The 25,134-nt window shown below is 73.1% G+C and carries 31 protein-coding genes; 24 read left to right on the top strand and 7 right to left on the bottom strand.

What is annotated here, in order from left to right; translation table 11 throughout:
- Positions 1-123 precede the first annotated feature (123 nt).
- The 5 genes from SYYSPA8_RS26550 to SYYSPA8_RS26530 all read left to right on the top strand — a co-directional run bounded on the left by SYYSPA8_RS26550 (position 124) and on the right by SYYSPA8_RS26530 (position 2,260).
- Positions 124-474 carry a helix-turn-helix domain-containing protein gene (locus SYYSPA8_RS26550; protein ID WP_323449848.1) on the top strand — a complete coding sequence of 117 codons (351 nt, stop codon included), beginning with the start codon at positions 124-126 and terminating at the stop codon, positions 472-474.
- Positions 461-850: a DUF5753 domain-containing protein gene (locus SYYSPA8_RS26545; protein WP_323449847.1), complete on the top strand. Its 390-nt coding sequence runs from the start codon at positions 461-463 to the stop codon at positions 848-850. Before SYYSPA8_RS26550 ends, SYYSPA8_RS26545 begins: the two co-directional genes overlap by 14 nt.
- Positions 847-1,062: a DUF397 domain-containing protein gene (locus tag SYYSPA8_RS26540; RefSeq protein WP_323449846.1), complete on the top strand. Its 216-nt coding sequence runs from the start codon at positions 847-849 to the stop codon at positions 1,060-1,062. Before SYYSPA8_RS26545 ends, SYYSPA8_RS26540 begins: the two co-directional genes overlap by 4 nt.
- Complete coding sequence (locus SYYSPA8_RS26535; protein WP_323449845.1) at positions 1,062-1,274, top strand: DUF397 domain-containing protein; 213 nt, start codon at positions 1,062-1,064, stop codon at positions 1,272-1,274. Before SYYSPA8_RS26540 ends, SYYSPA8_RS26535 begins: the two co-directional genes overlap by 1 nt.
- Positions 1,275-1,405: 131 nt before the next feature.
- Positions 1,406-2,260, top strand: a complete 855-nt coding sequence (locus tag SYYSPA8_RS26530) for a hypothetical protein (protein WP_323449844.1) — start codon at positions 1,406-1,408, stop codon at positions 2,258-2,260.
- Positions 2,261-2,368: 108 nt separating this feature from the next.
- On the opposite strand, the gene SYYSPA8_RS26525 is transcribed toward SYYSPA8_RS26530, so the two are convergent.
- The 5 genes from SYYSPA8_RS26525 to SYYSPA8_RS26505 form a co-directional block, all read right to left on the bottom strand.
- A complete protein-coding gene (locus SYYSPA8_RS26525) occupies positions 2,369-3,403 on the bottom strand; it encodes a sporulation protein (RefSeq protein ID WP_323449843.1) in 1,035 nt (344 codons plus the stop codon).
- Entirely contained in the window at positions 3,400-3,723 is a 324-nt protein-coding gene (locus SYYSPA8_RS26520; protein ID WP_323449842.1) for a hypothetical protein, read from the bottom strand. The genes SYYSPA8_RS26525 and SYYSPA8_RS26520 overlap by 4 nt, the downstream gene beginning before the upstream one ends.
- Entirely contained in the window at positions 3,716-3,940 is a 225-nt protein-coding gene (locus tag SYYSPA8_RS26515; protein ID WP_323449841.1) for a hypothetical protein, read from the bottom strand. Before SYYSPA8_RS26515 ends, SYYSPA8_RS26520 begins: the two co-directional genes overlap by 8 nt.
- A 151-nt stretch (positions 3,941-4,091) precedes the next feature.
- Positions 4,092-4,895, bottom strand: coding sequence for a DUF1775 domain-containing protein (locus tag SYYSPA8_RS26510; protein WP_323449840.1), 804 nt, complete (start codon positions 4,893-4,895; stop codon positions 4,092-4,094).
- 50 nt (positions 4,896-4,945) lie between these two features.
- The gene (locus SYYSPA8_RS26505; RefSeq protein WP_323449839.1) at positions 4,946-5,566 is read right to left on the bottom strand and encodes a histidine phosphatase family protein; all 621 of its coding nucleotides are present in this window, start codon (positions 5,564-5,566) and stop codon (positions 4,946-4,948) included.
- Positions 5,567-5,798: 232 nt separating this feature from the next.
- On the opposite strand from SYYSPA8_RS26505, the gene SYYSPA8_RS26500 reads away from it, so the two are divergent.
- From SYYSPA8_RS26500 to SYYSPA8_RS26490, 3 genes are all read left to right on the top strand, one after another.
- Positions 5,799-6,017, top strand: coding sequence for a CbtB domain-containing protein (locus tag SYYSPA8_RS26500; protein WP_323449838.1), 219 nt, complete (start codon positions 5,799-5,801; stop codon positions 6,015-6,017).
- Between the two features lie 20 nt (positions 6,018-6,037).
- The gene (locus SYYSPA8_RS26495; protein WP_323449837.1) at positions 6,038-6,796 is read left to right on the top strand and encodes a CbtA family protein; all 759 of its coding nucleotides are present in this window, start codon (positions 6,038-6,040) and stop codon (positions 6,794-6,796) included.
- A gap of 167 nt (positions 6,797-6,963) precedes the next feature.
- Positions 6,964-7,404, top strand: coding sequence for a VOC family protein (locus SYYSPA8_RS26490; RefSeq protein WP_323449836.1), 441 nt, complete (start codon positions 6,964-6,966; stop codon positions 7,402-7,404).
- Here the strand turns inward: SYYSPA8_RS26490 and SYYSPA8_RS26485 are convergent.
- Positions 7,311-8,075, bottom strand: coding sequence for a helix-turn-helix domain-containing protein (locus tag SYYSPA8_RS26485; protein ID WP_323449835.1), 765 nt, complete (start codon positions 8,073-8,075; stop codon positions 7,311-7,313). The two genes, SYYSPA8_RS26490 and SYYSPA8_RS26485, sit on opposite strands and share 94 nt — an antisense overlap.
- Positions 8,076-8,167: 92 nt before the next feature.
- Positions 8,168-9,403 (bottom strand): YihY/virulence factor BrkB family protein, encoded by a 1,236-nt coding sequence (locus SYYSPA8_RS26480; protein ID WP_323449834.1) that lies wholly within the window; start codon positions 9,401-9,403, stop codon positions 8,168-8,170.
- A gap of 17 nt (positions 9,404-9,420) precedes the next feature.
- Between SYYSPA8_RS26480 and SYYSPA8_RS26475 the strand changes: the two genes are divergently transcribed.
- The 16 genes from SYYSPA8_RS26475 (at position 9,421) to SYYSPA8_RS26400 (ending at position 25,088) form a co-directional block, all read left to right on the top strand.
- Positions 9,421-11,055, top strand: a complete 1,635-nt coding sequence (locus SYYSPA8_RS26475) for an acyl-CoA dehydrogenase family protein (protein ID WP_323449833.1) — start codon at positions 9,421-9,423, stop codon at positions 11,053-11,055.
- Positions 11,056-11,417: 362 nt separating this feature from the next.
- A complete protein-coding gene (locus SYYSPA8_RS26470) occupies positions 11,418-12,695 on the top strand; it encodes a helix-turn-helix domain-containing protein (protein WP_323449832.1) in 1,278 nt (425 codons plus the stop codon).
- Between the two features lie 974 nt (positions 12,696-13,669).
- Positions 13,670-14,317, top strand: coding sequence for a GNAT family N-acetyltransferase (locus SYYSPA8_RS26465; RefSeq protein WP_323449831.1), 648 nt, complete (start codon positions 13,670-13,672; stop codon positions 14,315-14,317).
- Positions 14,318-14,556: 239 nt separating this feature from the next.
- On the top strand, positions 14,557-14,640 hold the full coding sequence (locus tag SYYSPA8_RS26460; RefSeq protein WP_321167512.1) for a putative leader peptide: 84 nt from the start codon (positions 14,557-14,559) through the stop codon (positions 14,638-14,640).
- Between the two features lie 210 nt (positions 14,641-14,850).
- The gene (locus SYYSPA8_RS26455; RefSeq protein WP_323449830.1) at positions 14,851-16,548 is read left to right on the top strand and encodes a nitrite/sulfite reductase; all 1,698 of its coding nucleotides are present in this window, start codon (positions 14,851-14,853) and stop codon (positions 16,546-16,548) included.
- A complete protein-coding gene (locus SYYSPA8_RS26450) occupies positions 16,545-16,724 on the top strand; it encodes a hypothetical protein (RefSeq protein WP_323449829.1) in 180 nt (59 codons plus the stop codon). The genes SYYSPA8_RS26455 and SYYSPA8_RS26450 overlap by 4 nt, the downstream gene beginning before the upstream one ends.
- A complete protein-coding gene (locus SYYSPA8_RS26445) occupies positions 16,721-17,470 on the top strand; it encodes a phosphoadenylyl-sulfate reductase (RefSeq protein WP_323449828.1) in 750 nt (249 codons plus the stop codon). Before SYYSPA8_RS26450 ends, SYYSPA8_RS26445 begins: the two co-directional genes overlap by 4 nt.
- A complete protein-coding gene (gene cysC, locus SYYSPA8_RS26440) occupies positions 17,452-18,039 on the top strand; it encodes an adenylyl-sulfate kinase (RefSeq protein ID WP_323449827.1) in 588 nt (195 codons plus the stop codon). The genes SYYSPA8_RS26445 and cysC overlap by 19 nt, the downstream gene beginning before the upstream one ends.
- Complete coding sequence (gene cysD, locus SYYSPA8_RS26435; RefSeq protein ID WP_407706093.1) at positions 18,036-18,998, top strand: sulfate adenylyltransferase subunit CysD; 963 nt, start codon at positions 18,036-18,038, stop codon at positions 18,996-18,998. Before cysC ends, cysD begins: the two co-directional genes overlap by 4 nt.
- 2 nt (positions 18,999-19,000) lie before the next feature.
- Positions 19,001-20,344, top strand: coding sequence for a sulfate adenylyltransferase subunit 1 (locus SYYSPA8_RS26430; RefSeq protein WP_323449826.1), 1,344 nt, complete (start codon positions 19,001-19,003; stop codon positions 20,342-20,344).
- A gap of 234 nt (positions 20,345-20,578) precedes the next feature.
- Positions 20,579-21,685, top strand: a complete 1,107-nt coding sequence (locus tag SYYSPA8_RS26425; RefSeq protein ID WP_323449825.1) for an aliphatic sulfonate ABC transporter substrate-binding protein — start codon at positions 20,579-20,581, stop codon at positions 21,683-21,685.
- 32 nt (positions 21,686-21,717) lie between these two features.
- The gene (locus SYYSPA8_RS26420; RefSeq protein WP_323450002.1) at positions 21,718-22,506 is read left to right on the top strand and encodes an ABC transporter ATP-binding protein; all 789 of its coding nucleotides are present in this window, start codon (positions 21,718-21,720) and stop codon (positions 22,504-22,506) included.
- A complete protein-coding gene (locus SYYSPA8_RS26415) occupies positions 22,493-23,389 on the top strand; it encodes an ABC transporter permease (RefSeq protein ID WP_323449824.1) in 897 nt (298 codons plus the stop codon). The genes SYYSPA8_RS26420 and SYYSPA8_RS26415 overlap by 14 nt, the downstream gene beginning before the upstream one ends.
- 60 nt (positions 23,390-23,449) lie before the next feature.
- A complete protein-coding gene (locus SYYSPA8_RS26410) occupies positions 23,450-24,244 on the top strand; it encodes a sirohydrochlorin chelatase (protein WP_323449823.1) in 795 nt (264 codons plus the stop codon).
- A gap of 123 nt (positions 24,245-24,367) precedes the next feature.
- Positions 24,368-24,562, top strand: coding sequence for a DUF4236 domain-containing protein (locus SYYSPA8_RS26405; protein ID WP_323449822.1), 195 nt, complete (start codon positions 24,368-24,370; stop codon positions 24,560-24,562).
- A gap of 61 nt (positions 24,563-24,623) precedes the next feature.
- On the top strand, positions 24,624-25,088 hold the full coding sequence (locus tag SYYSPA8_RS26400; RefSeq protein WP_323449821.1) for a PPOX class F420-dependent oxidoreductase: 465 nt from the start codon (positions 24,624-24,626) through the stop codon (positions 25,086-25,088).
- Positions 25,089-25,134: the final 46 nt, after the last annotated feature.

Genomic DNA, 25,134 nt, shown 5'->3' with positions numbered 1-25,134 from the left:
GAGCGGCTCCGGCCGCCGCCGGGTGCGGGGGCGGGGGCGGCCGGAGCCAGGGAGCGCGAGGCGTGGGGCGCTTCGAACGACGTTCGACGTCCCCGAAAAATAAGAACGCCAGAGGTCAGGGCCATGGACGATGACGCACCGCAGAAGCCGTTAACGCCCGTTGAGCAATTCGGCGCCCATGTCCGCGAGATGCGGACGGCACGCAAGATGGGCGTCCGGGGCCTGGGCAGCGCGATTGGCTGCTCCGGCGCCTATGTGTCCAAGGTGGAGAACGCCAAGCTCGTACCCAATGAGAAGTTCGCCGAAGGATGCGACAGGGTGTTCGGTACGGGAACACTGTTGGCACGACAGCGTCAGCAGGCGATCGACGGGGATCACCCCGCGTGGTTCGAGCCGTACACCCAGCGCGAGCGCTCCCAGGCTTTCGGCGGCTGCCGTCGAATCCCGGCTGGCCGCTCGTATGCGCCGCCATGAAGTGCTGGAACAGGTCAACCCCCCGGACGTCTGGGTGGTCCTCTACGAGGCGTGTGTGCGCACCTTCGTCGGCTCGCATCGCGTGATGGCCGACCAGTTGGAGCAACTGGAGGACGAGGCGGAAGCTCCGAACATCACTCTTCAGTTCCTCCCCTTCAGCGTGGTACCGCCCGTCGGCACCGCCTTCATCTTGCTGGCCTTCGACCAGGCCCCTACCGTGCTCCATGTCGAAGGGCCCCAGGTAAGCCGTCCGTTGGAGACACCCAAGGCAGTGAGGACAGGACTGGCCATCTTCGATCGTCTGCGGTCCGAGGCGCTGGGGCATGATGCGTCTGTCGCCCGTATCCACGAGATTCACAAGGAGTACGTGCCATGACTTCCGTCTTCGACCCGAAGACCGCCATATGGATCAAGAGCAGCCACAGCGGCCCTGACGGCGGTGAGTGTGTCGAGTGGGCGCCCGCGCACGCGTCCACCACCGGCACCGTCCCCGTCCGCGACAGCAAGCGATCCGACGGCCCTGTCCTCATGCTCTCCACCACCGCGTTCACCGGCCTGGTCACCCTGGCAAAGGAGTACGCGGCGTGATGTCCTCGTTCGACACGGCAGACGCCGTATGGGTCAAGAGCAGCCACAGCGGCCCCGATGGAGGTGCGTGCGTCGAGTGGGCGCCCGCGCACGCGTCCACCACCAGCACCATCCCCGTCCGCGACAGCAAGCAAGCCCACGGACCCATCCTCATGCTCTCCACCACCGCGTTCACGGGCCTGGTCACCCTGGCCCGTACCGCCGCCCGGTAGAGCGAGCACACCACAGCCCCGCTCCCCCGGACCCGAGGGAGCGGGGCTGCCCGTCGGAGTCACGACGGCCCCGGCGGATCCGCGACCGTACCCTGATCGGCGAGGTGTCGGGAGACAGGGGAACAGGCGGGATGAGCGACGCACGGCAAGGGACGAGGGCCCTGTGGATCGGCGGCCCGCCGGGCGCGGGCAAGACGACGGTGGCCCGGCTGCTCGCCCGCCGCCATGGCCTGCGCTGGTACAGCGCCGACGCGCACACCTGGAGCCACCGGGACCGGGCCATCGCGGCGGGCCGGCCGGCGGCCGTGCGCTGGGAGGCCCTGCCCCGCGCGGAACGCTGGACCGCCCCGCCGGACGAACTGCTGGCGATGTCGCTGCACCACGAGCGCGGCCCGATGATCGCCGCCGATGTACGCGCCCTGCCGGCCACACCGCCGCCCCTGGTGGAGGGCACCCCCGTCACCCCGTCGGTGGCAGGCGTCGGCCCGCACGCGATCTGGCTGCTCCCGACGGCACAGGTCCAGCGGGAACGGCTGGCCGAACGGGGCCTGGAACCGGGCCCGCTGGCGCTGTACGCCCATCTGGTGCGCGTGATCGAGGAGCAGGTGGAGCGGTACGGGGGCGCGGTACTGCGGGTCGACGGCCGCAGGAGCCCACAGGAGACGGCGGCGGAAGTCGCGGCACATTTCGGCGGGGACGCCCTGTCGGCGGGCGCCGCGTCTGCGGACGAGCGGGGCGCCCTGCTTCGGTACGCGAACGCGGCGCTGGCGGGCCAGTACCGGGCGTTCGCCGCCCGGCCCTGGGCGCCCGGCGACGCCACCGCGACCGTCCTGCCGTTCGCCTGCGAGTGCGGCCGTCAGGAGTGCACGGCGGATGTGCCGCTGGCCGTGCGCGACCTGGGCGCGGATCCGGTGCTGGCGCCGGGCCACGGGGGGCCTGTAAGGCAGGCCACTGCGGGTGAGGCCGGGGGCTTCAGGCGACTCTGAAGGCCCTCACTCCTCAGCTCGCGCCAGAGGAAACCGAAGCCTCCGGGACCCCTGCGAGCCGTGTGGCCGGCCCCGCAGCTCTGTGCTGACCCGGCCTGCGGGTCTTGGTCATGCCGCGATGCCGAGTTCTTTGCAGGCGCGGTGGAGGAAGTCGCGGACGGCGGGCTCGCGCCGCCAGGGGCCGAGGGCGGTGGTGAACTCGCGGACGTAGTCCTTGGCCCGGGAGGACTGGACCCGGGCGAGGATGTCGACGGACCGGTTGCCGAGTTGCAGGCCGTGGTCGAGGTCGCGGGCCTGGAGGTGGGCGGTGCCCACGATCGCGAGCCGCATGCCGACGGAGCGGGTGAACACACCGGGAGGCATCGCGGCGGCCTGCTGGTGCCAGGCCAGGGCGGCCTTCGGGTTCTTCAGGTCGCGGAAGACCTCGGCGGCGTCCGCGGAGAGCCGGGCGTGGTGATAGAAGTCGATCCAGGCGGGCTCCAGGCCGCTTGCGGCGTCCGCCCGGCCGAGGAGGTCTTCGGAGGCGGCCAGGGCCCGTGAGGCGGCCTTCGCGTCCCGCTCGCGGGCATGGGCACGGGCCTCGATCAGCTTGGTGAAGGCCAACACCCTCGGGGCGGCCCGGCCCCTGGCCCGCTCGAAGGCGCCCTGGGCCATGTCGACGGCCTCGCTGGAGAAGCCCCGCAGCAGCGACTGCATCGCCATGGTGGTGAGCACATAGCAGCCGAGCTGGACGTCCCCGCCGGCGCGGGCGAGGCGGAGGGCCTGGATGAAGTGCCGTTGGGCGATGTCGTGGTGGCCGATGTCGAACGCGGTCCATCCGGCGAGGCGGGACAGCTCGGAGGTGACGGAGAACAGGTCCCGGCCGACCGCATCCGTGAAGGAGCCCCTCAGCAGCGGGGCGGCCCGTTCCTGGAGGCAGGCCGTGACGGAGTCGGCCTTCCAGTTCCCCCCGCCGTATTTGGAGTCCCAGCGGCGGGCGTCCTCGGCCGCGTCCCGCAGCTCGTCCAGGTCGGCCCGGCCGACCTGTTTGCCGCCCTGGTGGTTGGCGGCCTCGTCGGCAGGGGTGACCAGCCGGTGGGTCACGGGGGTGGTGAACGCGGATGCGGCGAAGCCGGACCCGGTCAGGAAGTCGCGGCGGTTCACGAAACTCCAGGAAAAGCTGCCTCCACCGGGGGCGGCGCGGGGACCACGGCGGGGGTCGCCATGTCGTTGGCCTCCAGTGCGATGGGACGCAGCTCGACGCTCCGCACCAGCGGACCTGGGAAGTCCCTGAAGAGACTCAAAGCCTCTGCGACGGCAGCGGTCAGCGTTGCGCCCTCGAAGATGCAGGTGAACTTCGCCCAGCCAGGGCCCTCGACCAGGCTCATGCGCCCGTCGTTGAAGCTGTCGAGCCCGTCCAGGGTGTCCGACTGCTCTGAGGTCAGCGGCTCCTGAAGATGCAGGGTGAAGTGCCATTTACGCATGGCCACGGTGGTCCCTGATGAATTCATCGATCTTGTTCGCCTCGTCTCCCTGACTCTTGGGCGTGCAGCTCACACGATGCCGCTCATTGCAGGGGCAGCAGAGCACCCACCCCCACCGATGGCGGTTCTTGTCGTGGGTCACCTTGAGGCCCGCCGCCTCTGCCCTCTTGAGGGCCGCCTCAACGTCCTTCTTCTGATGCCGGTCTCCCAGTGCCATGCCACCACGTCCTACGCACCCGCCAAGGCGAAGGGCGGCGGATCCGGGAGGTGTTCCCCCGAACGAGCTACCGCACCCCCCGGCGGTGGACAGCGAAGGGCCCCGACCGCTCCCACCGGGGAACGTCCGGGGCCCTCTGTCGCGAAAGCCGTCAGGTACGGCGTTGGCCCGCGCGCCGGAGGAACCAGACGCCCGCGCCGACCACGACCACCACGGCGACCGCGCCGCCGATCAGCACTCCCGTACCGGTGCTCTGGCTGTTGCTTTCGTCCGTGGCCGAACCGGGGGGATCGGCTTGGGTGGCCCTGACCGAAGTGCTCGCGGCGGGCTCCGGCGACGCGGAAGCAGGAGCGGACGGGGATGTGGACGGGGTGGGCGGCGCGGAGGAGGCGGCCGGGGATCCGCCGGCGGAGGGGGAGACCGACGGCGGCTGGAAGATGTTCAGGTCGATCTTCTTGGCGCCCTTCGCCGCAGGGCGCAGCTGGAGCACCGGGGCCGGGTTGTCCCCGGTGTCGCCGGCGCCCGGTTCCTCGATCCAGCGGGAGATCTTGCCGTCGCTGTAGGTCTCCAGGACCTTGAAGACCAGCTGCTTCGCCTTCGGCAGCTGTTTGATCACGACGGTGTGGACCGCGTCGGTGCCGACCGGGAGCGGCTTCCCGGTGACGACGTAGCCGCCCTCGGCGAAGGAGAGTTGCCAGCCCTTCGGGAGCTTGTCCGTCACCACGGCGGCCCGGGACAGGCCGGGGGGCAGCAGGATGTGGATCCGGGCGAGGCCCGCCGTGGCGGACTCCGCCTCGGAGGTGAAGGTCAGCTTGACGTCCGTCGCCATCGCCTGGGGGTTGGACGCGGTCACTCCGGCGTGGGCGGCGGCGGGCCCGGCGCCCAGGGCGACCGCGGCGGACGCCAGCAGTGCGGCGAGGGCGGTGCGGGCCGCGCGGTGGGGGAAGGTCCTCATGGGGCCATCCTTCACCACAACACCCGCAGGGGAACAGGGATTCGAGGACATCAGCCCTCGCCGCCCGCCGTGCCCGGACGCTCTCCGGCGGCCGGCAGCCGGGTGCCGCAGCGCAGGTTCCAGCGGCCGGATCTCGCGGAGAGTTCGGTGAGGGTCAGCGGCGCGGTGTCCAGTCGCCAGAAGAGGGCCGGGGGCAGGTCCAGCGCGTGCGTCAGGAGGGCGCGGGCGACGGCGGGGTCGACGACCGCGAGCAGGGCGCCGCCGCCGGGGGTGAGCCCGTCCAGCCAGGCGCCCACGCGGGCGAGCAGGGCGGTGAGGGATTCGCCGCCGTGCGGGGCGGCGGCCGGGTCGCCGAGCCACTGGCCCACGGCATCCGGTTCGGCGCCGGAGACCTCCGCGAGGGTCCTCCCGCGCCACCGGCCCAGGTCCCAGTCGGCGAGCGCGGCGGCCGTCGGCGCGCCGGAGACCCGCAGTCCGAGCGCGGCGGCGGTCTCCCGGCAGCGCCGGGAGGGCCCGCACACCGCGCGGTCCGCCCGGGGCAGGCCGGCCGCCGCCGCGCGGGCCGCCCGCTCCCCCGCCGCGTCCAGCGGTACGTCCGCCTCGAACCGGGCCTCGCGCAGCGCGGCCGTCGTCGCGGGGGTGATCAGTGCCAGTCGTAGCGTCGCCGTCATCGCGGTTTCCTTTGCCGTACGTATGCATTTCGGCCATCGCGGGCCATGGCGGGCCACGCCCCCACACGGTACGGTCACGCGTGTACATGACGAGATGACGGAAGTCCGGTGGAAATCCGGCACGGTCGCGCCACTGTGTCCCCGGCCCACGGGGAAGTCAGACCCGGCTCTCGTACCGCTCCATGCACCAGGCACCACGACCGGGACGCGTGTTCCCCCAGGAGGTTCCGCCATGGCCCAGACCACCGCGCCGGCCAGCGCCGCCGCACCGGCCATCACACCCATCTCGCTCAGGGCGATAGCGCCCTGGGCCGCCTTCTTCGGCGTACTGATGCTGATCCTGCTCTACTTCGTCGGCGCGGAGCAGGGCGCCACCGCCGTCTTCGCCGGCGAGACCGTCCACGAATGGGTCCACGACGGTCGCCATCTGCTCGGCTTCCCCTGCCACTGATCCGGGGGAACAGCGCTTTCATGAACTCTCGATCCGTCAGGTCCCTTTTGACGCGCGGCATGCTCGCGGGTCTCGTCGCCGGGTTCGCCGCGATGCTGGTGGCGTACTTCCTCGGCGAGGGCCCCGTGGACGCGGCCATCGCGTTCGAGGAGGCAGGCGCGCATGAGCACGGTGGCGAGGAACTCGTCAGCCGTGCCCTGCAGTCCACGGCCGGGCTCGCCACCGGCGTCCTGGTCTTCGGTGTCGCCGTCGGCGGCATCGCCTCCCTCGCCTACTGCGTGGCGCTGGGGCGCGTCGGCCGCTTCGGGCCGCGCGCCACGGCCGCGCTGGTGGCCCTGGGGGCGCTGCTGACCGTCTACGTCGTGCCGTATCTGAAGTACCCGCCCAACCCGCCGGCCGTCGGCGACCCGGACACCATCGGTCAGCGGACCGCGCTCCACTTCCTGCTGATCCTGCTCAGTGTGCTGCTGGCGGTGGGCGCGATCCTGTTCGGGCGGCGGCTGGCCGGGCGGCTCGGCGACTGGAACGCGACGGTGGCGGCGGGTGCCGCCTTCGTCCTGGTGGTGGGCGTCGCTTACGCCTTCCTGCCGTCGTTCGACGAGGTGCCGAAGGGCTTCCCGGCCCAGGTGGTCTGGGAGTTCCGGCTCGCCACGCTCGCGATCCAGGCCACGCTGTGGACGGTCTTCGGGCTGGTCTTCGGCGAGCTGGCCGAGCGGCTGTTCACGCCCGGCCGTACGGCGGGCGCCGCATTCCGCGACCGCACCCCGGCACCGCGCTGACCGGCACGGCTGTACGGGGGTGTCCGGCCCGGCGCGGGGCCGGGCACCGCCGTTCCGGAGCCTGTCCGTCTCCTTCAAGACCACCGACCCGGGGCCGGGCACCGCCGTTCCGGAGCGTGTCCGTTTCCTTCAAGACCACCGGCGCGCGCCCGGCCTACGCTCGGGCCATGACGCCACGCACAGCCACCGCGCGCTTCGACGCCATCGGCATCGTCACCGCCGACCTGCCCGCCTCGCTCGCCTTCTACCGCCGTCTCGGCATCGACGTACCGGCGGACGCCGGCGGCGCCCCTCATGTGGAGGCCGTACTGCCGGGCGGGACACGGCTGCTGTGGGACACGGAGGACGTCATCCGCTCCTTCGACCCCGGCTGGAGTCGCCCAGCGGGCGGCGAACGGCTCGGGCTGGCCTTCCGCTGCGCCGATCCGGCCGGGGTGGACGCGCTCTACGCGGAGCTGACGGACGCCGGGTACCGGGGCCATCTGCCGCCGTGGGACGCGGTGTGGGGCCAGCGCTACGCCGTCGTCCTGGACCCGGACGGCCTCGGGGTCTCCCTCTTTGCCGACGCCTCCCCCGACCCGGCGGGGGCCGGCAGCGACGCCGCGTAGGCGCTCAGGGTCGTCCCGGCGAGCGCCCGCGTCTCGCGGGCCAGATGTGCCTGGTCGGCGCAGCCCACGGCGGCCGCCGCGACCGCGTGGGGCGTGCCCCGCCGGATCAGGGCCAGCGCCCGCTGGAGGCGCAGCACCCGGGCCAGGGTCTTGGGCCCGTAGCCGAAGGCGTGCAGGGAGCGGCGGTGCAGCCGGCGCTCCCCGAGGCCGACGGCGGCCGCCGTGACGGCGACCGGGGTGCCTTCGGCGAGCCTGCGGACCACCTCCGCGATGAGCGGATCGGGTGGTTCCGGCGCGTCGGCGGCGGCCCGCAGCACGATCCGTTCCAGCGCGGTCACGGGGTCGGGCGCGGCGTCCAGCCGTGCGGTGAGGCTGCGGGCCCGGGCGGCGCCGCGCAGGTCGGCGAGGGGGACCCGGCGGTCGCGCAGTTCGTGGGCCGGTACGCCCAGCAGGGCGGGCGCGGTGCCGGGGGCGAGGCGGACGCCGGCGTACCGGGCGCCGGGCGGGCGGTCGCCGCCGGGGTGGGCGCGGGTGTCGGGTCCGGCGACGAACAGGTCGCCCGGGGTCCAGATGAGGTCCATGCAGCCGTCGGGCAGCACCGGGCGGCCCTCGCTGCGGGAGATCTCCCAGACCACGGCTCCGGGAAGCCGGGACGGCCGTTCCTCGTACACCCGTTTGATCCTAGGGGAGAGCGGTCCCCGGTACGGAGAAGCCCCCGGCGAACGGTTCACCGGGGGCGGGAGGGGACAGGGGGACGGGGGGCTCAGCCGCCGGGCGGTCCCGGCGGGCCCTTGTGGCCGTTGGGCGGGGTCTTGTGGTGGTGCCCCCGGTGCGTGTGGAGCCGGGACCGCACATCGTCCGGCGGCAGGAAGCGGGACCAGCGCTCGGGGAACTCCGACGGCATGTCCGTGTCCCCGCCGACGATGAAGTCGTCCTCGTCCCAGTCGGTCTCGTCGTCCGTGTCCTCGGGGCCGTCGGCGGCGTCGCGGAACTCCTCGAAGAGGCGCGCGGCCCGCGCCCGCGCCAGCACCTGCGCGGCCTCGGCAGCGCGGCGGCGCTCGCCCTCGGCACGGGCGGCGGCGGTGGCCACCGACGGCCACACGCGGTCGATCGCCGCGTTGACGGCGGCGCCGACCAGGACGGCGAAGGCGGAGATGCCGATCCACAGCAGCACCGCGATGGGCGCGGAGAGCGAGCCGTAGATCGTGGGGCCCTCGACCGTGCTGGTCAGGTAGATCCGCAGGAAGAAACTGCCGAGGACCCACATCGCGAGGGCCACGAGCGCGCCGGGCACGTCCTCGACCCACGGGGAGCGCACCGGCACGGAGACGTGGTACAGCGTGGTGAGGAACGCGATCGACAGCAGGCTGACGACCGGCCAGTACAGGATCGTGACGAGGGTGGTGCCCCAGGGGACCAGCTCCACCACCCGGTCGGGCCCGACCACCGCGAGCGGCAGCACCACCGCCCCGATGACCAGGGCGATCAGATAGAGGAGGAAGGCCAGCAGCCGGGTGGCGACGATGCCCCGGTGCCCGTCGAGCCCGTACATGACGGTGATGGTGTCGATGAAGACGTTCACCGCGCGCGAGCCGGACCACAGGGCGATCGCGAAGCCGATGGAGATCAGGTCCGGCCGGCCCCCGTGGGTGACGTCCTCCAGGAGCGGCCGGGCGACGTCGTTGACGCCCCGCTCGGACAGCACCGTTCCCGCCGCCTGGAGGATGTTCTGCTCGATGGACGCGACGGTGGTCGTGTTGGTCCAGTCGTCTATGTAGCCCAGAAGGCCGAGCAGACCGAGCATCAGGGGCGGCAGGGACAGCAGGGTGAAGAACGCCGCCTCGGCCGCCAGCCCCAGGATCCGGTACTCGATGCACGAGTTGACCGTGTCCTTCACCAACAGCCAGGCCATCTTCCGTTTGGAGACGTTCCGGTAGAGGACCCGGGCCCGGTGGAGTCGGCCCGTCGGCCGCTCAGGTGTTTCATTTGCTGCCTGCACCTCCTTACCGTATCGGCATGGCGACCAGCACCCACACCGTGACCAACCAGCCTCCGCCCCTGGTGGGATATGACGTCTTCCGTTCCGACCGGGCCCTGACCGAAGCAGTGGAACGACATGTTCCGGCGGAGCTGGCCGAGCAGGCCGCGACCGAGCTGTCCGCACTGGGGCGGGCCTCCGGTTCCGCCGGGGTCCAGGAGTGGGGGGTACGGGCCAACGAGCATCCGCCGAGGCTGCGTACGCACGACCGGTACGGCCACCGGATCGACGAGGTCGAGTTCCATCCGGACTGGCACCGGCTGCTCTCCCACGCCGTCGGGGCGGGGCTCACCGACGCCTGGAACCGGCCGTCCGGGCACGTCCTGCGGGCCGCCGGCTTCCTCGTGTGGACCCAGGCCGAGGCCGGGCACGGCTGTCCGCTGTCGATGACCCACGCGGCCGTGCCCGCGCTCCGCGCCGACCCGGAGCTGGCGGCCGCGTGGGAACCCCTGCTGACCTCGCGGGTGTACGAGCCGGAACTCACCGTGCCGTCCGCCAAGCCGGGCCTGCTCTTCGGCATGGGCATGACCGAGAAGCAGGGCGGGAGCGATGTCCGGGCCAACACGACGGCGGCGCTCCCCCTCGCGGCGGCCGGCGAGTACCTGCTCACCGGCCACAAGTGGTTCTGCTCCGCGCCCATGTCCGACGGCTTCCTGGTGCTCGCCCAGGCCCCCGGCGGGCTGACCTGCTTCCTCGTCCCCCGGGTGCTCCCCGACGGCAGCCGGAACGCCTTCGCGATCCAGCGGCTCAAGGACAAGCTGGGCAACCGCTCCAACGCCTCCGCCGAGGTGGAGTTCGACGGCACCTGGGCCCGCCGCGTCGGCGAGGAGGGCCGGGGCGTGCGGACCATCATCGGGATGGTGGCGGCGACCCGGCTGGACTGCGTCATCGGCTCGGCCGCGCTGATGCGGCAGGCCGTCGCGCAGGCGATCCACCACAGCGCCCACCGGTCCGCCTTCGGCGGGCTCCTGATCGACAAGCCGCTGATGCGCAACGTCCTGGCCGATCTGGCGCTGGAGTCCGAGGCGGCGACCGTCCTGGGGCTGCGGCTGGCCGCCGCGTACGACGCGGACACGGAGGCCGAACGGGCCCTTCTGCGGATCGCGGTGCCCGCCGCCAAGTACTGGGTGACCAAGCGGTGCGTCCCGGTGGCCGGAGAGGCCCTGGAGTGCCTGGGCGGCAACGGCTACGTCGAGGAGTCGGGGCTGCCCCGGCTGCTGCGCGAGTCGCCGCTCAACTCCATCTGGGAGGGCTCGGGCAATGTCCAGGCGCTGGACGTGCTGCGGGCCCTCCAGCGGGAGCCCGCCGCGCTGAACGCGTTCCTCCAGGAGGTGGGCGCGGCCCGGGGCGCGGACCACCGGCTGGACCGCGCGATCAAGGCGCTGCTGACCGAGCTGGCCGATCTGGACGGGATCGAGGCGCGGGCCCGGCGGCTGGTGGAGCGGATGGCGCTGGTGCTCCAGGGGTCGCTGCTGGTGCGCTGGGCGCCGCCGGAGGTGTCGGACGCGTTCTGCGCCTCCCGGCTGGGCGGTGACTGGGGGGCGGCGTTCGGGACCCTCCCGCACACCCAGGCGCTGGCGGCGGTGGTGGAACGGGCCCGGCCGGTGGAGTGACGACGCGGCCCGGGCCGGCCGGGTGCGGGGTCCCCGGGGGGACCCCGACCGCCCCCGGCCGGCGGCGGCCCGGGGACGGGGACGAGTCCCCCGCACACCGCGCGGGCGGCCCCGGACCCCCGTACCGTGGCCGCGCCCCGCCGTCGGCAGGGGACGCCGCCGACAAGGGATCATGGTCTGCAAGCCCGGGGTGATGCCGCGCCGACACGGCACCACCCCCGGCGCGCCCCACTCTCGTACCGACCCGAATTCCGCACGAGGGTTGCAGGGGGTTGCAGCGGCCGGCCCCGGGCCGGCCGCCGCGCCCCCGGACCCCTCGCGCCGCACGACCGCGCCGCATCAACGCGCTGGAGGACCCCCGCGTGCCGACCACACCGCTCGACCTGCCCGGTCCCCTCCCCGCGGACCCGGCGGGGGCAGACCGACCGCCGGGGCCGCCGCCCGTACCCCCCGTACCCCCTGAGGCGCCCGTGCCGCCGCCCTGCCCGCCCGGCGCGCCCGGCACCGGCGCGCCGTCCGCCGGGCACCGGGCCGACATCGAGGAGTCCTGGCGGCGGCTGTGGCGCAGCGGTCTCGACCCCGGGCGGGAGCGGCCGGGGTGTCTGCTCCCCCGGGACGAGCTGGAACGCCGCCGGCAGGAGTCGCCGCTGCGCGGGGTGCTGGACATGCTCAGCGCGCCGCTGCTGCCCGCCGCCGAGGCCGCCCGGCTGGTGCTGGTCGTCGCCGACGCCGAGGGCCGGATGCTGTGGCGGGACGGGGAGTCGTCGGTCCGGCGCAAGGCGGACCACCACGGCCTCGTGCCGGGCGCGGATCTGGGCGAGGACCGCATCGGCACCAACGGCGTGGGCACGGCGCTGGTCACCGGGCGGCCGATCCATGTGCACGCCGCCGAGCACTTCCTCGTCTCCCACCGCAGCTGGACCTGCGCGGGCGCCCCGGTCACCGACCCCCGGGACGGCCGTCCGCTGGGGGTGATCAATGTCAGCGGGCCGCTGTCCACGATGCATCCGGCCCTGCTGGCGCTGATGACCTCGGTGGCCCGGCTCGCGGAGGCGGAGCTGCGGCGGCACCACTCGGCCGCGCTGGAGCGGCTGCGGTCGACGGCGGCACCGCTGCTGGGGCGGGTCGGCGGCCGGGCACTCGCCGTGGACGCCGACGGCTGGACGGCGGCGGTGATCGGGATGCCGCCGCCGGACCGGCTGATACTGCCGAAGGCGCCGCCGGACGGCCGCGTCTGGCTGCCCTCGCTGGGCATGTGCGCGATGGAGCCGCTGCCCGGGGGGTGGCTGCTGCGGGTGGACGAGCCCACGGGCAGCCCGGGGTACGGCGCCCGGGTGGTGCTGGACCTCGGCGGCCCGCACCGGCCCTCGGTCACCGTCCGGGGCGAGGCGGGCAGCTGGACGCAGGAGCTGAGCCCGCGCCACGCCGACCTGCTGAGGGCGCTGGCCCGCCACCCGGGCGGCCGGAGCGCGGCCGAGCTGGCCGATGACCTCTTCGCCGACCCGACCCGCACGGTGACGGTCCGGGCCGAGTTCTCGCGGCTGCGCCGGCACCTGGCACCGGTGCTGGCGAGCCGCCCGTACCGGTTCGCGGACGGGGTCACGGTGGAGGTCGTCCCCCCGGTGCCACCGGTCCTGTAGCACCCGGCGGCACCGGGGGACGGTCCGCCGCACCGTGTCCGCGAGCGACCGCCTGCCCCGGCAGCGGTGGGGACAGCCCGCGGAGCCCACCCGGACGATCGTGCGTACCCGCCGCGCCCGGCTCGCGGCCCCCTGGGCACCGGTGGGGGCGCACGTGCACCGGTCTCCCATGCGGCAGTGGGGACCTCCGGCGCGCCCCGGCCGGGGGCGGAGGCGTCCCCGGGCCCCTGCGGCGCAGGACGGTTCTCCCGCCTCCCGGACGGGGCGTCGACGGTGGGAGTCGCGGGGTTCGTGGGAGTCCACGAGCCCGGCCGCGTCGGGGCAGTCCCCGCGTCCGAGGCCCGGCGGCAGAACAGGGAAGTCGGCCGACCCGGCCGGTCCGGCCCGGTCCCGTCGGGTCGAGGCGGTCCGGTGCGGTCCGGTGCGGTCCGGTGACGAGGACCACCGGGTGCCGGGCGGACCGGCGGAATCGGACTCCCCACCGGGAAGTGCGCCCCGGGGGAGCCGGACGGGGAAGGCCCGGGCGAGAGGACAAGAGAGCCTGCCATCCGGCCAGTCGGGCCTCTTCATGCCGGTCCCGTCCCGTCGACGCGATCCGGGCCGGTGCAGTCCGGCGCGATCCGGGACAGGGACCACCGAGTGCCCGGCGGCCCGCCGGAATCGGACTCCCCGCCGGAAAGCACGCCCCCGGGGAGCCGACCGACCGCGCCCGGTCGAGCCTGTTCACGCCGGCCCCGTCAGGTCGACGCAGTCCGGCGCGATCCGGGACGAGGACCACCAGGTGCCACACCGACCGCCCGAGGGCCCGGGGCGACCGGCCCCGTACGGGAGAGCCAGTACGCGGCAGCCGGCCGGGACCCTGCCACGCCCACGGCCGGAGCCGGGCGGAGCACCCGGGACCCGGGCGCCCCCCCGGAGCCCGCGATCCGGCCCCGGCTTGGGCCCCGCCGCCCCGGCGTGCTTCCCTGACCTGTATGAACATCGCCGTCACCACCTGGTCCCTGGAGCAGACGTCCCCCGCCGACCTGCGGCCGGCCGCCGTGCCGGAGGGGGACATCCGGATCGTCCGCGCCGAGCGCCCCTCGCCCGAGTTCAGCCGTTTCCTCTACACGGCGGTGGGCGGCGACATCCGCTGGACGGACCGGCTGGGGCTGACCTACGCGCAGTGGCAGGAGACCCTGGAGCGGCCGGGGACGGAGACCTGGGTGGCGTACGACCACGGCACACCGGCCGGGTACGCGGAACTCCAGGCCCAGGACGGCGGCACGGTGGAGATCGTCTACTTCGGACTCGTCCCGGCCTTCCGGGGGCGGCGCATCGGCGGCCATCTGCTCGCGTACGCCACCGCCCGCGCCTGGGATCTGGCCGAGCGGTGGCCGGACCGCTCGCCGACCAAGCGGGTCTGGGTGCACACCTGCTCGCTGGACGGGCCGCACGCCATGGCCAACTACCAGCGGCGCGGTTTCACCCTCTTCGACACCACGGTCGCCGAGGAGACGGTGCGGGAGACCCCCGGCCCCTGGCCCGGCGCCCTCCCCGAGGAGCCCGCCACCGGCGCCACGGCCGGCACCACCCCTGCCGGCACCACCGGCACCACCGCCAACCCTGCCGAGAGCGGCTGAAAATCGACGTTTTCCCGGCCGGGTGCGGTGTCCACGACCCCACCCGGCCGGTCCGTGTCCGGCTCTTTCCCGACCGGTCGGCCCCAGGCCGCCCCGCACGGTCGAACCACCGGTCAGCGCCGTGCGCGCACCCCCGAATCACGCGCGGCCGATGACCTCCATCCCACCATTCGGGATAGGACTGTCCGAGATGCGGACATCGGTGGACTGGTGTCCGATCGCCGTGACAGGCTTCCGTCATGTCTGAAGCTGGAATTGCCTTGGTGAGTCGGCGGCACGTCGATCTCGTCCGCGTGTCCAGCGCCATCTGTCCGGCCTGCTGACAGCTCAGCACCACCGCGCACACACTCAGCCTCTTCCGGCTCCTGCCCTCTCCGCAGCTCGCGCAGCGCCGCCCGACTGCGCCCCCGTACCGAGCCGTTGTACGCGACCGCCCGTTCGCCTCGTTCGTCTCCCCTGCGCACATCCGCGTCTCCGCACCCGGCTGTGCGGCTCCGAGCCGCCCTCCTGCCCGCCTCGAAGGACACATCGCCATGGCCGCCACCCCAGAGAAGCCCGCCCCAGCCGCGTCCCGCCGCCGCACCGGACGACACCGCGGCGAGGGACAGTGGGCCGTTGGCCATATGACACCTCTCAACGCCAACGAGCAGACCAAGAAGGACGACGACGGTCTCAACGTACGGACACGTATTGAGACGATCTACGCCCACCGCGGCTTCGACTCCATCGACGGCGCCGACCTGCGCGGCCGTATGCGCTGGTGGGGGCTGTACACCCAGCGCAAGCCCGGCATCGACGGCGGCAAGACCGCGGTCCTGGAGCCGGAGGAGCTGGACGACAAGTACTTCATGCTCCGAGTCCGCATCGACGGCGGCCGCCTGACGACCCAGCAGCTCCGGGTGATCGGCGAGATCTCCCAGGAGTTCGCGCGCGGCACCGCCGACATCACCGACCGGCAGAACGTCCAGTACCACTGGATCCGGATCGAGGACGTCCCGGAGATCTGGCGGCGCCTCGAAGCGGTGGGGCTCTCCACCACCGAGGCCTGCGGCGACACTCCCCGGGTGATCCTGGGCTCCCCCGTCGCCGGCATCGCCGAGGACGAGATCATCGACGGCACCCCGGCGATCGACGAGATCTACCGCCGGATCGTCGGCAACAAGGACTTCTCCAACCTGCCCCGCAAGTTCAAGTCCGCGATCTCCGGCTCCCCTTCGCTGGACGTGGCCCACGAGATCAACGACATCGCCTTCGTCGGCGTGGACCACCCCGACCACGGCCCCGGTTTCGACGTCTGGGTCGGCGGCGGGCTCTCCACCAACCCCAAGATCGGGGTCCGGCTGGGGGCCTGGGTCCCGCTGGAGGAGGTGCCCGACGTCTACGAGGGCGTCATCTCCCTCTTCCGGGACTACGGCTACCGCCGGCTGCGCAACCGCGCCCGGATCAAGTTCCTCGTCGCCGACTGGGGCGCGGAGAAGTTCCGCCAGGTGCTCCAGGACCAGTATCTGCTGCGCAAGATGGCCGACGGGCCCGCGCCCGAGCAGCCCGTCCAGCGGTGGCGCGACCACATCGGCGTCCACCGCCAGAAGGACGGCCGCTACTACATCGGCTTCGCGCCGCGCGTCGGCCGGGTGGACGGCACCACGCTCACCAAGATCGCCGAGCTGGCCGAGTCCCACGGCTCCGGCCGGCTGCGCACCACCGCCGATCAGAAGATGCTCGTCCTCGACATCGAGGAGTCGCGGATCGACTCGGTGGTCGCCGGCCTTGAGGCCCTCGACCTGCGGGCCGACCCGACCCCGTTCCGGCGCGGCACCATGGCCTGCACCGGCATCGAGTTCTGCAAGCTGGCCATCGTCGAGACCAAGGCGCGCGGCGCCTCCCTCATCGACGAACTGGAGCGCCGCATCCCGGACTTCGACGAGCCGATCACCATCAACATCAACGGCTGCCCCAACGCCTGCGCCCGTATCCAGGTGGCGGACATCGGTCTCAAGGGCCAGCTGGTCCTGGACGACGAGGGCCGCACGGTCGAGGGGTTCCAGGTGCACCTGGGCGGGGCGCTGGGCCTGGAGCCCGGCTTCGGCCGCAAGGTCCGCGGGCTGAAGGTCACCTCCGCCGAACTCCCCGACTACGTCGAGCGGGTGCTGCGCCGCTTCCAGGCGGAGCGCGAGGACGGCGAGCGGTTCGCGGTCTGGGCGGCGCGGGCCTCCGAGGAGGCGCTGTCATGAGCGAGCGCGCCGCGCCCTTCTACTGCCCCTACTGCGGCGACGAGGACCTGCGCCCCGGCGAGCAGGGCCACGGCGCCTGGGAGTGCGCCGCCTGCAACCGGGCCTTCCAGGTGAAGTTCCTCGGGCTGCTGGCCCGCGGCCTGACCCGCGACAGCGACACGGGAGGGGAGATATGACCGCCCACCGCACCGACGAGGATCGCCACACCGACGAGGACCACCTGGCCGGCGACGACCTCCGCACCGGCAACCGGCTGCTCGCCGAGCGCGCCGGTACGGAGCTGGAGGACGCCTCCGCGCTGGAGATCCTCACCTGGGCCGCCGACACCTTCGGCCCCCGGTTCTGCGTCACCTCCTCGATGGAGGACGCGGTGGTCGCCCACCTCGCCTCCCGCGCCCGGCCCGGCGTCGACGTCGTCTTCCTGGACACCGGCTACCACTTCCCCGAGACCATCGGGACCCGGGACGCCGTCGGGGCCGTGATGGACGTACGGCTGATCACCCTCACCCCCCGGCGGACCGTGGCCGAGCAGGACGCCGAGCACGGTCCCCGGCTGCACGAGCGGGACCCGGACCTGTGCTGCGCGCTGCGCAAGGTCGAGCCGCTGGAGCGGGGCCTCGTCGGCTACGACGCCTGGGCGACCGGGCTGCGCCGGGACGAGTCCCCCACCCGCGCGGCGACGCCCGTCGTCGGCTGGGACGAGCGGCGCGGCAAGGTGAAGGTCTCCCCCATAGCCCGCTGGACGCAGGACGATGTGGACGCCTATGTCCTGGAACACGGGGTACTGACGAATCCGCTGCTCATGGACGGCTACGCGTCCGTGGGCTGCGAGCCCTGCACCCGCCGGGTGCGCCAGGGCGAGGACGCCAGGGCCGGCCGCTGGGCGGGCAGGGGCAAGACGGAATGCGGGCTGCACGGATGAGTGACGGGCAGCGGACAGGGAAGCGGGAGAACGACGTGACTGGGGCCACCATCTGGCTCACCGGGCTGCCGAGCGCGGGCAAGACCACCATCGCGCGGGCGCTGGCGGAGCGGCTGGAGTCCGCGGGCCGGGCCACGGAGGTGCTGGACGGGGACGAGATCCGGGAGTTCCTCTCCGCGGGCCTCGGCTTCGACCGCGCCGACCGGGACACGAACGTCCAGCGGATCGGCTTCGTCGCCGAACTCCTCGCCTCCCACGGGGTCCTGGTGCTCGTCCCGGTGATCGCGCCGTACGCGGACAGCCGCGAGGCCGTCCGCAAGCGGCACGCCGCCGCCGGCACGCCCTTCGTCGAGGTGCATGTCGCGACCCCGGTCGAGGTGTGCTCGGAGCGGGACGTGAAGGGGCTGTACGCGCGGCAGGCCGCCGGCGAGATCAGCGGCCTGACCGGGGTGGACGACCCGTACGAGGTGCCGGTGGCGCCGGATCTGCGGATCGAGTCCCAGCACCAGAGCGTCCAGGAGTCCGCGGCGGCGCTGTACGCGCTGCTCGCCGAGAGGGGCATGCTGTGAGCGAGGCCCAGGGCACCACCGCCGCCGTCCCCGGCGTTCCGGACGCGGGCGGTGCGGACACTCCGTACGCGCTGTCGCACCTGGACGCGCTGGAGTCGGAGTCGGTGCACATCTTCCGTGAGGTGGCGGGGGAGTTCGAGCGGCCGGTGCTGCTCTTCTCCGGCGGCAAGGACTCCATCGTCATGCTGCATCTGGCGCTGAAGGCGTTCGCCCCGGCGGCGGTGCCGTTCACGCTGCTGCACGTGGACACCGGGCACAACTTCCCCGAGGTGCTGGCGTACCGGGACCGCACGGTCGCGCGGCACGGGCTGCGGCTGCACGTGGCCTCGGTGCAGGAGTACATCGACGCGGGCAAGCTGCGCGAGCGCCCCGACGGGACCCGCAATCCGCTCCAGACGGTGCCGCTGACGGAGGCGATCCAGGAGCACCGTTTCGACGCGGTCTTCGGCGGCGGCCGCCGCGACGAGGAGAAGGCGCGGGCCAAGGAGCGGGTGTTCTCGCTGCGGGACGAGTTCTCCCAGTGGGACCCCCGCCGCCAGCGCCCGGAGCTGTGGCAGCTCTACAACGGGCGGCACGCGGCCGGCGAGCACGTCCGGGTGTTCCCGCTGTCGAACTGGACCGAGCTGGACGTGTGGCAGTACATCGCCCGGGAGGGGATCGAGCTGCCGGAGATCTACTTCGCCCATGAGCGCGAGGTGTTCTCCCGCAGCGGGATGTGGCTGACGGCCGGCGAGTGGGGCGGCCCGAAGGAGTCCGAGCCCGTCGAGGTGCGGCAGATCCGCTACCGCACGGTGGGCGACATGTCCTGCACGGGCGCGGTCGACTCCGACGCCACCACGCTGGACGCGGTGATCGCGGAGATCGCCGCCTCCCGGCTCACCGAGCGCGGGGCCACCCGCGCCGACGACAAGCTCTCCGAGGCGGCGATGGAAGACCGCAAACGCGAAGGGTACTTCTAGCCATGACCTCTGCGACCGAACAGCTCTCCGCGACGACGCTGCTGCGCTTCGCGACCGCCGGTTCCGTGGACGACGGCAAGTCGACCCTGGTGGGACGGCTGCTGCACGACTCCAAGTCGGTGCTGACCGACCAGCTGGAGGCGGTGGAGCACGCCTCCCGCTCCCGCGGCCAGGAGGCCCCGGACCTGGCGCTGCTCACCGACGGCCTGCGGGCCGAGCGCGAGCAGGGCATCACCATCGACGTCGCCTACCGCTACTTCGCGACCGCGCGGCGCCGCTTCATCCTCGCCGACACCCCCGGCCATGTGCAGTACACACGGAACATGGTGACGGGCGCGTCCACGGCCGAGCTGGCGGTGGTCCTGGTCGACGCGCGCAACGGAGTGGTGGAGCAGACCCGCCGGCACGCGGCCGTCGCCGCGCTGCTGCGGGTGCCGCACGTGGTCCTCGCCGTCAACAAGATGGACCTGGTCGACTACGCGGAGGGCGTCTTCGCGAGGATCGCGGAGGAGTTCACCGGCTACGCGTCCGAGCTGGGCGTCCCGGAGATCACCGCCATCCCGATCTCGGCGCTGGCCGGGGACAACGTGGTCGACCCGTCGGCGAACATGGACTGGTACGGCGGCCCCACGGTGCTGGAGCACCTGGAGACGGTGCCGGTGAGCCATGACCTGACCGGCTGCCACGCCCGTTTCCCCGTCCAGTACGTGATCCGTCCGCAGACCGCCGAGCACCCCGACTACCGGGGGTACGCGGGCCAGATCGCGGCCGGCACCTTCCGGGTCGGCGAGCCGGTGACCGTCCTGCCGTCGGGGCGCACCTCCACGATCGCGGGGATCGATCTCCTCGGGAAGCCCGTGGACATCGCCTGGACGCCGCAGTCGGTGACGCTGCTGCTGGCGGACGACATCGACATCTCACGGGGCGACCTGCTCGTCCCCAGCGGTGACGCGCCCACCACCAGCCAGGACATCGAGGCCACCGTCTGCCATGTGGCCGATCAGCCGCTGTCGGTGGGGCAGCGGGTCCTGCTGAAGCACACCACCCGTACGGTGAAGGCGATCGTCAGGGAGATCCCCTCGCGGCTCACCCTGGACGACCTCTCCCAGCACCCGGCCCCCGGGCAGCTGGTCGCCAACGACATCGGCCGGGTCAGGCTCCGCACCGCGGAGCCGCTGGCGCTGGACGCGTACGCGGACTCCCGCCGCACCGGCTCGTTCCTGCTGATCGACCCGGCGGACGGCACCACGCTCGCCGCCGGCATGGCGGGCGAGGCCTTCGCGCACACCACCCACGCCGGGAACGGGGCCGACGGCGACACCGCCGGCTCCGAGTGGGACTTCTGAAAACATCCCAGGGGGGGATTTCCCAGATGACGAACAACGCTTTCGCGACCTTCGCCAAGGAGGGCGGACGGGTGGGCAGCGGCACGCTCGGTGCCGGATCCGGAGGTGTCTCGCGATGTGCGCGATGACCCGGAGCACCACAGACCCGTTGTCCCGACGAAGACCCGCCCGCACCAGTTCCCCGGCCGCGCCCGCACGGCGTCCGCACCGGGGATTACGAGAGGAACGCCCTCCGTGCCTGCCATCCGTACCACCCTGCGCCGCGGCGCGACCACGGCGCTCGCGCTGACCCTGCTGACCGGAGCGCTCGCCTCCTGCGGCTACGGTTCCGAGAAGAAGGACGACGAGGTCGCCCCGGCCGCCACGGGCAAGAAGCTCTCCACCGACAAGGTGCGGCTGGGCTACTTCCCCAATCTGACCCACGCCACCGCCCTCGTCGGTGAGCAGGAGGGCATCCTCCAGAAGGAGCTGGGCGGCACACAGCTCCAGTCGACCACCTTCAACGCCGGCCCGTCCGAGATCGAGGCGCTGAACGCCGGTTCGATCGACATCGGCTTCATCGGCCCCTCCCCCGCGATCAACGGCTTCACCAAGTCGAAGGGGAAGAACCTGCGGATCGTCGCCGGCTCCGCGTCCGGCGGGGTCAAGCTGGTGGTCAACCCGAAGAAGATCAAGACGCTGGACGATCTCAAGGGCAAGCGGATCGCGACCCCGCAGGTGGGCAACACCCAGGACGTCGCCTTCCTCAACTGGATCAACGAGCGGGGCTGGAAGACCGACGCCCAGAGCGGCAAGGGCGACGTACTGGTCGTCCGCACCGACAACAAGATCACCCCGGATGCCTACAAGTCCGGCTCCATCGACGGCGCGTGGGTGCCGGAGCCGACCGCGTCCAGGCTGGTCGACCAGGGCGCCAAGGTCCTCCTCGACGAGGCCGAGCTGTGGCCGGACAAGAAGTTCGTGATCACCCACATCATCGTGGCGCAGAAGTTCCTCAAGGAGCACCCCGACGTGGTCGAGGCCGTGGTGCGCGGCTCGGTGAAGACGAACGCGTTCATCAAGGCCGACCCGGACCGGGCCAAGGCGTCCGCCAACGCCAAGCTGAAGGCGCTCACCGGCAAGGAGCTGCCCGCCGAGATCATCGACCCGGCGTGGCCGTCCATCCAGTTCACCGACGACCCGCTGGCGTCGACGCTCCAGACGCAGGCCGGGTACGCCGTCAAGGCCGGTCTGCTGGAGAAGCCCGACCTGGCCGGCATCTACGACCTCTCCATCCTCAACAAGGTGCTCGCCGCCGAGGGCGCTGCCGAGGTCTCCGACGCCGGTCTCGGCGTCAAGTAACCAGCTCAGTACGTTCCCAGGAGGTGACGACCATGGCCACCCTCACCAAGGATCAGGCCGAGGACCGTACGACGGCCGGGCACTCCGCCCGCATCGAGCATGTCTCGAAGTCCTTCGCGGGCCCCTCGGGGCGGCAGCTCGTCCTGGACGACATCACCCTCGATGTCGCGCCGGGCGAGTTCGTCACCCTCCTGGGGGCGTCCGGGTGCGGAAAGTCCACCCTGCTCAATCTGGTGGCCGGTCTTGACGCACCCAGCGCGGGCACCATCACCACCCAGGGCCGCCCGGCGCTGATGTTCCAGGAGCACGCGCTCTTCCCGTGGCTGACGGCGGGCAAGAACATCGAGCTGGCGCTCAGGCTGCGCGGGGTGCCCAAGGCCGAGCGGCGCCCGGAGGCCGAGCGGCTGCTGGAGCTGGTGCGGCTCGGCGGCGCGTACCGCAAGCGGGTGCACGAGCTGTCGGGCGGGATGCGGCAGCGGGTCGCGCTCGCCCGCGCGCTGGCGCAGGACAGCCAGCTGCTGCTGATGGACGAGCCGTTCGCGGCGCTCGACGCCATCACGCGGGACGTGCTCCACGACGAGCTGACCCGGATCTGGCGGGAGACCCGCCTGTCGGTGCTGTTCGTCACGCACAACGTGCGCGAGGCGGTCCGGCTGGCCGAGCGGGTGGTGCTCTTGTCGTCCCGGCCGGGCCGGATCGCCCGCGAGTGGACGGTCGGCATCGAGCACCCGCGCCGGATCGAGGACGCCGCGGTGGCCGAGCTGTCCATCGAGATCACTGAAGAACTGCGTGGGGAGATCCGCCGACATGGCCAGCACTGACACCGCGAAGGCACCGGGGGGCGCCTCGCACGACCTCGCGGGGCTCGAAGCCGGGCTCGACGCGCTGGAGACCGTCGAGTCCCAGCGCACCCCCGTCAGGCAGGTACTGCTCCAGAAGGTGCTGCCGCCGCTGTCGGCGGTGGCGCTGGTCGTCGTCGTCTGGCAGATCCTGGTCTGGGCCGAGGTCACCGACGAGGGCAGCCTGCCCGCGCCGGGGGCCGTCTGGGACAGCGTCTCGGACCTGTGGCTCCAGGGCACCCTGCTGGAGGTCGTCTGGACCAGCGTCTCCCGGGGCCTGCTGGGCTTCCTGCTGGCGCTCGCCATCGGCACCCCGCTGGGGCTGCTCGTCGCCCGGGTGAAGTTCGTCCGGGCGGCGATCGGCCCGATCCTCTCCGGGCTCCAGTCGCTGCCGTCGGTGGCCTGGGTGCCGCCCGCGGTGATCTGGCTGGGGCTCAACAACCAGATGATGTACGCGGTGATCCTGCTGGGCGCGGTGCCCTCGATCGCCAACGGTCTGGTCTCGGGCGTCGACCAGGTGCCGCCGCTCTTCCTGCGGGCGGGCCGGACCCTGGGCGCCACCGGCCTCAAGGGGACCTGGTACATCGTCATGCCGGCCGCGCTGCCCGGCTATGTGGCGGGGCTCAAGCAGGGCTGGGCGTTCTCCTGGCGCTCGCTGATGGCCGCGGAGATCATCGCGTCGTCGCCCGATCTGGGCCTCGGCCTCGGCCAGCTCCTGGAGAACGGCCGCAGCAACTCCGACATGCCCGGGGTGTTCATGGCGATCCTGCTGATCCTGATCGTCGGCATCGCCATCGACCTGCTGCTCTTCAGTCCGCTGGAGCGGGCCGTGCTGCGCGGCCGCGGTCTGCTGGTCAAGTCCTGACGGCAGGCCCCTCCTCCCCTTGCCCCCTCCGGTCCGTCCCGAACAGAGTCGAGTCGTGTCATGTCCCTTCCCGTCCTGCTGGCCGTCGCCCACGGCAGCCGTGACCCGCGGCACGCGGCGACCGTCCACGCCCTGCTGCGGCGGGCCCGCGCGCTGCGGCCGGGGCAGCGGATGGAGACGGCGTTCCTGGACTTCGACGCGCCCACCGTGCCGCGGGTCCTGGAGCGGCTGGCCGACGAGGGCGCCGACGACGTGGTGGCGGTCCCGCTGCTGCTGACCCGGGCCTTCCACGCCAAGTCGGACATCCCGGCGGTACTGCGGGAGGCCGGGGCCCGGCTGCCCCGGCTGCGGATCCGGCAGGCGGGGGTCCTGGGTCCTTCGCCGCTGCTGCTCGCCGCTCTGGAGCGGCGGCTGTGGGAGGCGGGGCTGACCCCGTCCGACCGGTGCTCGACGGGGCTGGTCCTGGCCTCGGCGGGCACCACCGACCCGGAGGCGATCGCGGTGATCGCTGACATGGCGCGGGAGCTGAGGCGCACCGGTTGGTGCGCCGTGCGGCCCGCGTTCGCCTCCGCGTCCCCGCCACGCACCGACGTCGCGGTGCGAGCCCTGCGCGGGGACGGCTGCGTCCGGGTGGCGGTGGCCCCTTTGGTCATCGCCCCCGGCCGACTGCCGGACCGGATCGCCGAGGGCGCGCGGGAGGCCGATGTCCTGGCCGGTGTGCTGGGCCCGGCGCCGGAGCTGGCACGGCTGCTGCTGCACCGTTTCGATCAGACCGCCGCGACCGCCGCGGCCGTCGGGACCTCGGGGACCGTGCGCGCGGTACGGCGGACGGGGTCGCTCGCCGTCCCCGCCTGACCGACCTCCTGACCGACCCCCTCCTTCTTCCGCCGGAGCGGCCCGTACGGTGTGACAGGGCCGTGCCCGTACGGTGACGGGTACGGGGTGCGCACGGCGCACCCTGGAGGAAAGGAGGCCCCCATGCCGTTCCACTACCACAAGCGGATCACCCTGATCCCCAAGGTGCTGTACCTGAACGTCGGCCGGCACGGCTGGTCGCTGCGGCTCGGTGGCCGGCGCGCCCATCTGACCCGGGACAGCCACGGCAGGAGCGGGGTGGCCGTCCGGCTGCCCGGCGGCTTCGTCTGGCGCAGGCACCGCCGGCGGCGCCACTGAGCCGCCCCGGGGGAGGCGGATGGGCCGGAATATCCTTGTGGGACAAGGGTGTTGACCGGTCATGAGTCAAGGACCCGCACCCCGCGCCCTCTCCGACGCCGCGCTCTCCGAGCTGCTGAGCGCGGGCCGCTTCGGCACCCTCGCGACCAACAAGAGCAACGGCCGTCCGCATCTGACGACGATGCTCTACCACTGGGATCCCGAGGAGCGGATCGTGCGCTTCTCCACCACCGCCGACCGGGTCAAGGTACGGCAGCTGCGGAAAGACCCCCGGGCCGCGGTGCACGTACCCGGCGGTGACGTGTGGTCGTTCGCGGTCGCGGAGGGCGAGGCCGAGGTGTCGCCGGTCACGAGCGTGCCGGGGGACGCGGTGGGCCGGGAGCTGCTGGCGATGCTCCCCGGGGACATGCGCCCCGAAGGCGGAGCGGCGGAGACGGTCTTCCTGGAGCAGCAGGTCGCACAGGGCCGGGTGGTGCTCCGGCTGCGGGTGGACCGGCTGTACGGGACGGCGCTGGACGTCGGCTGAGCCGCCGACCGGGGCGCTCGGCCCGGCTGCCCGGCGAGGTCGTGGT

It is taken from the genome of Streptomyces yaizuensis, from assembly GCF_034961445.1.
GTDB lineage: Bacteria > Actinomycetota > Actinomycetes > Streptomycetales > Streptomycetaceae > Streptomyces > Streptomyces yaizuensis.
Note: the sequence above shows the minus strand (reverse complement) of the source record. Positions and strands in the feature narration are given on the sequence as shown.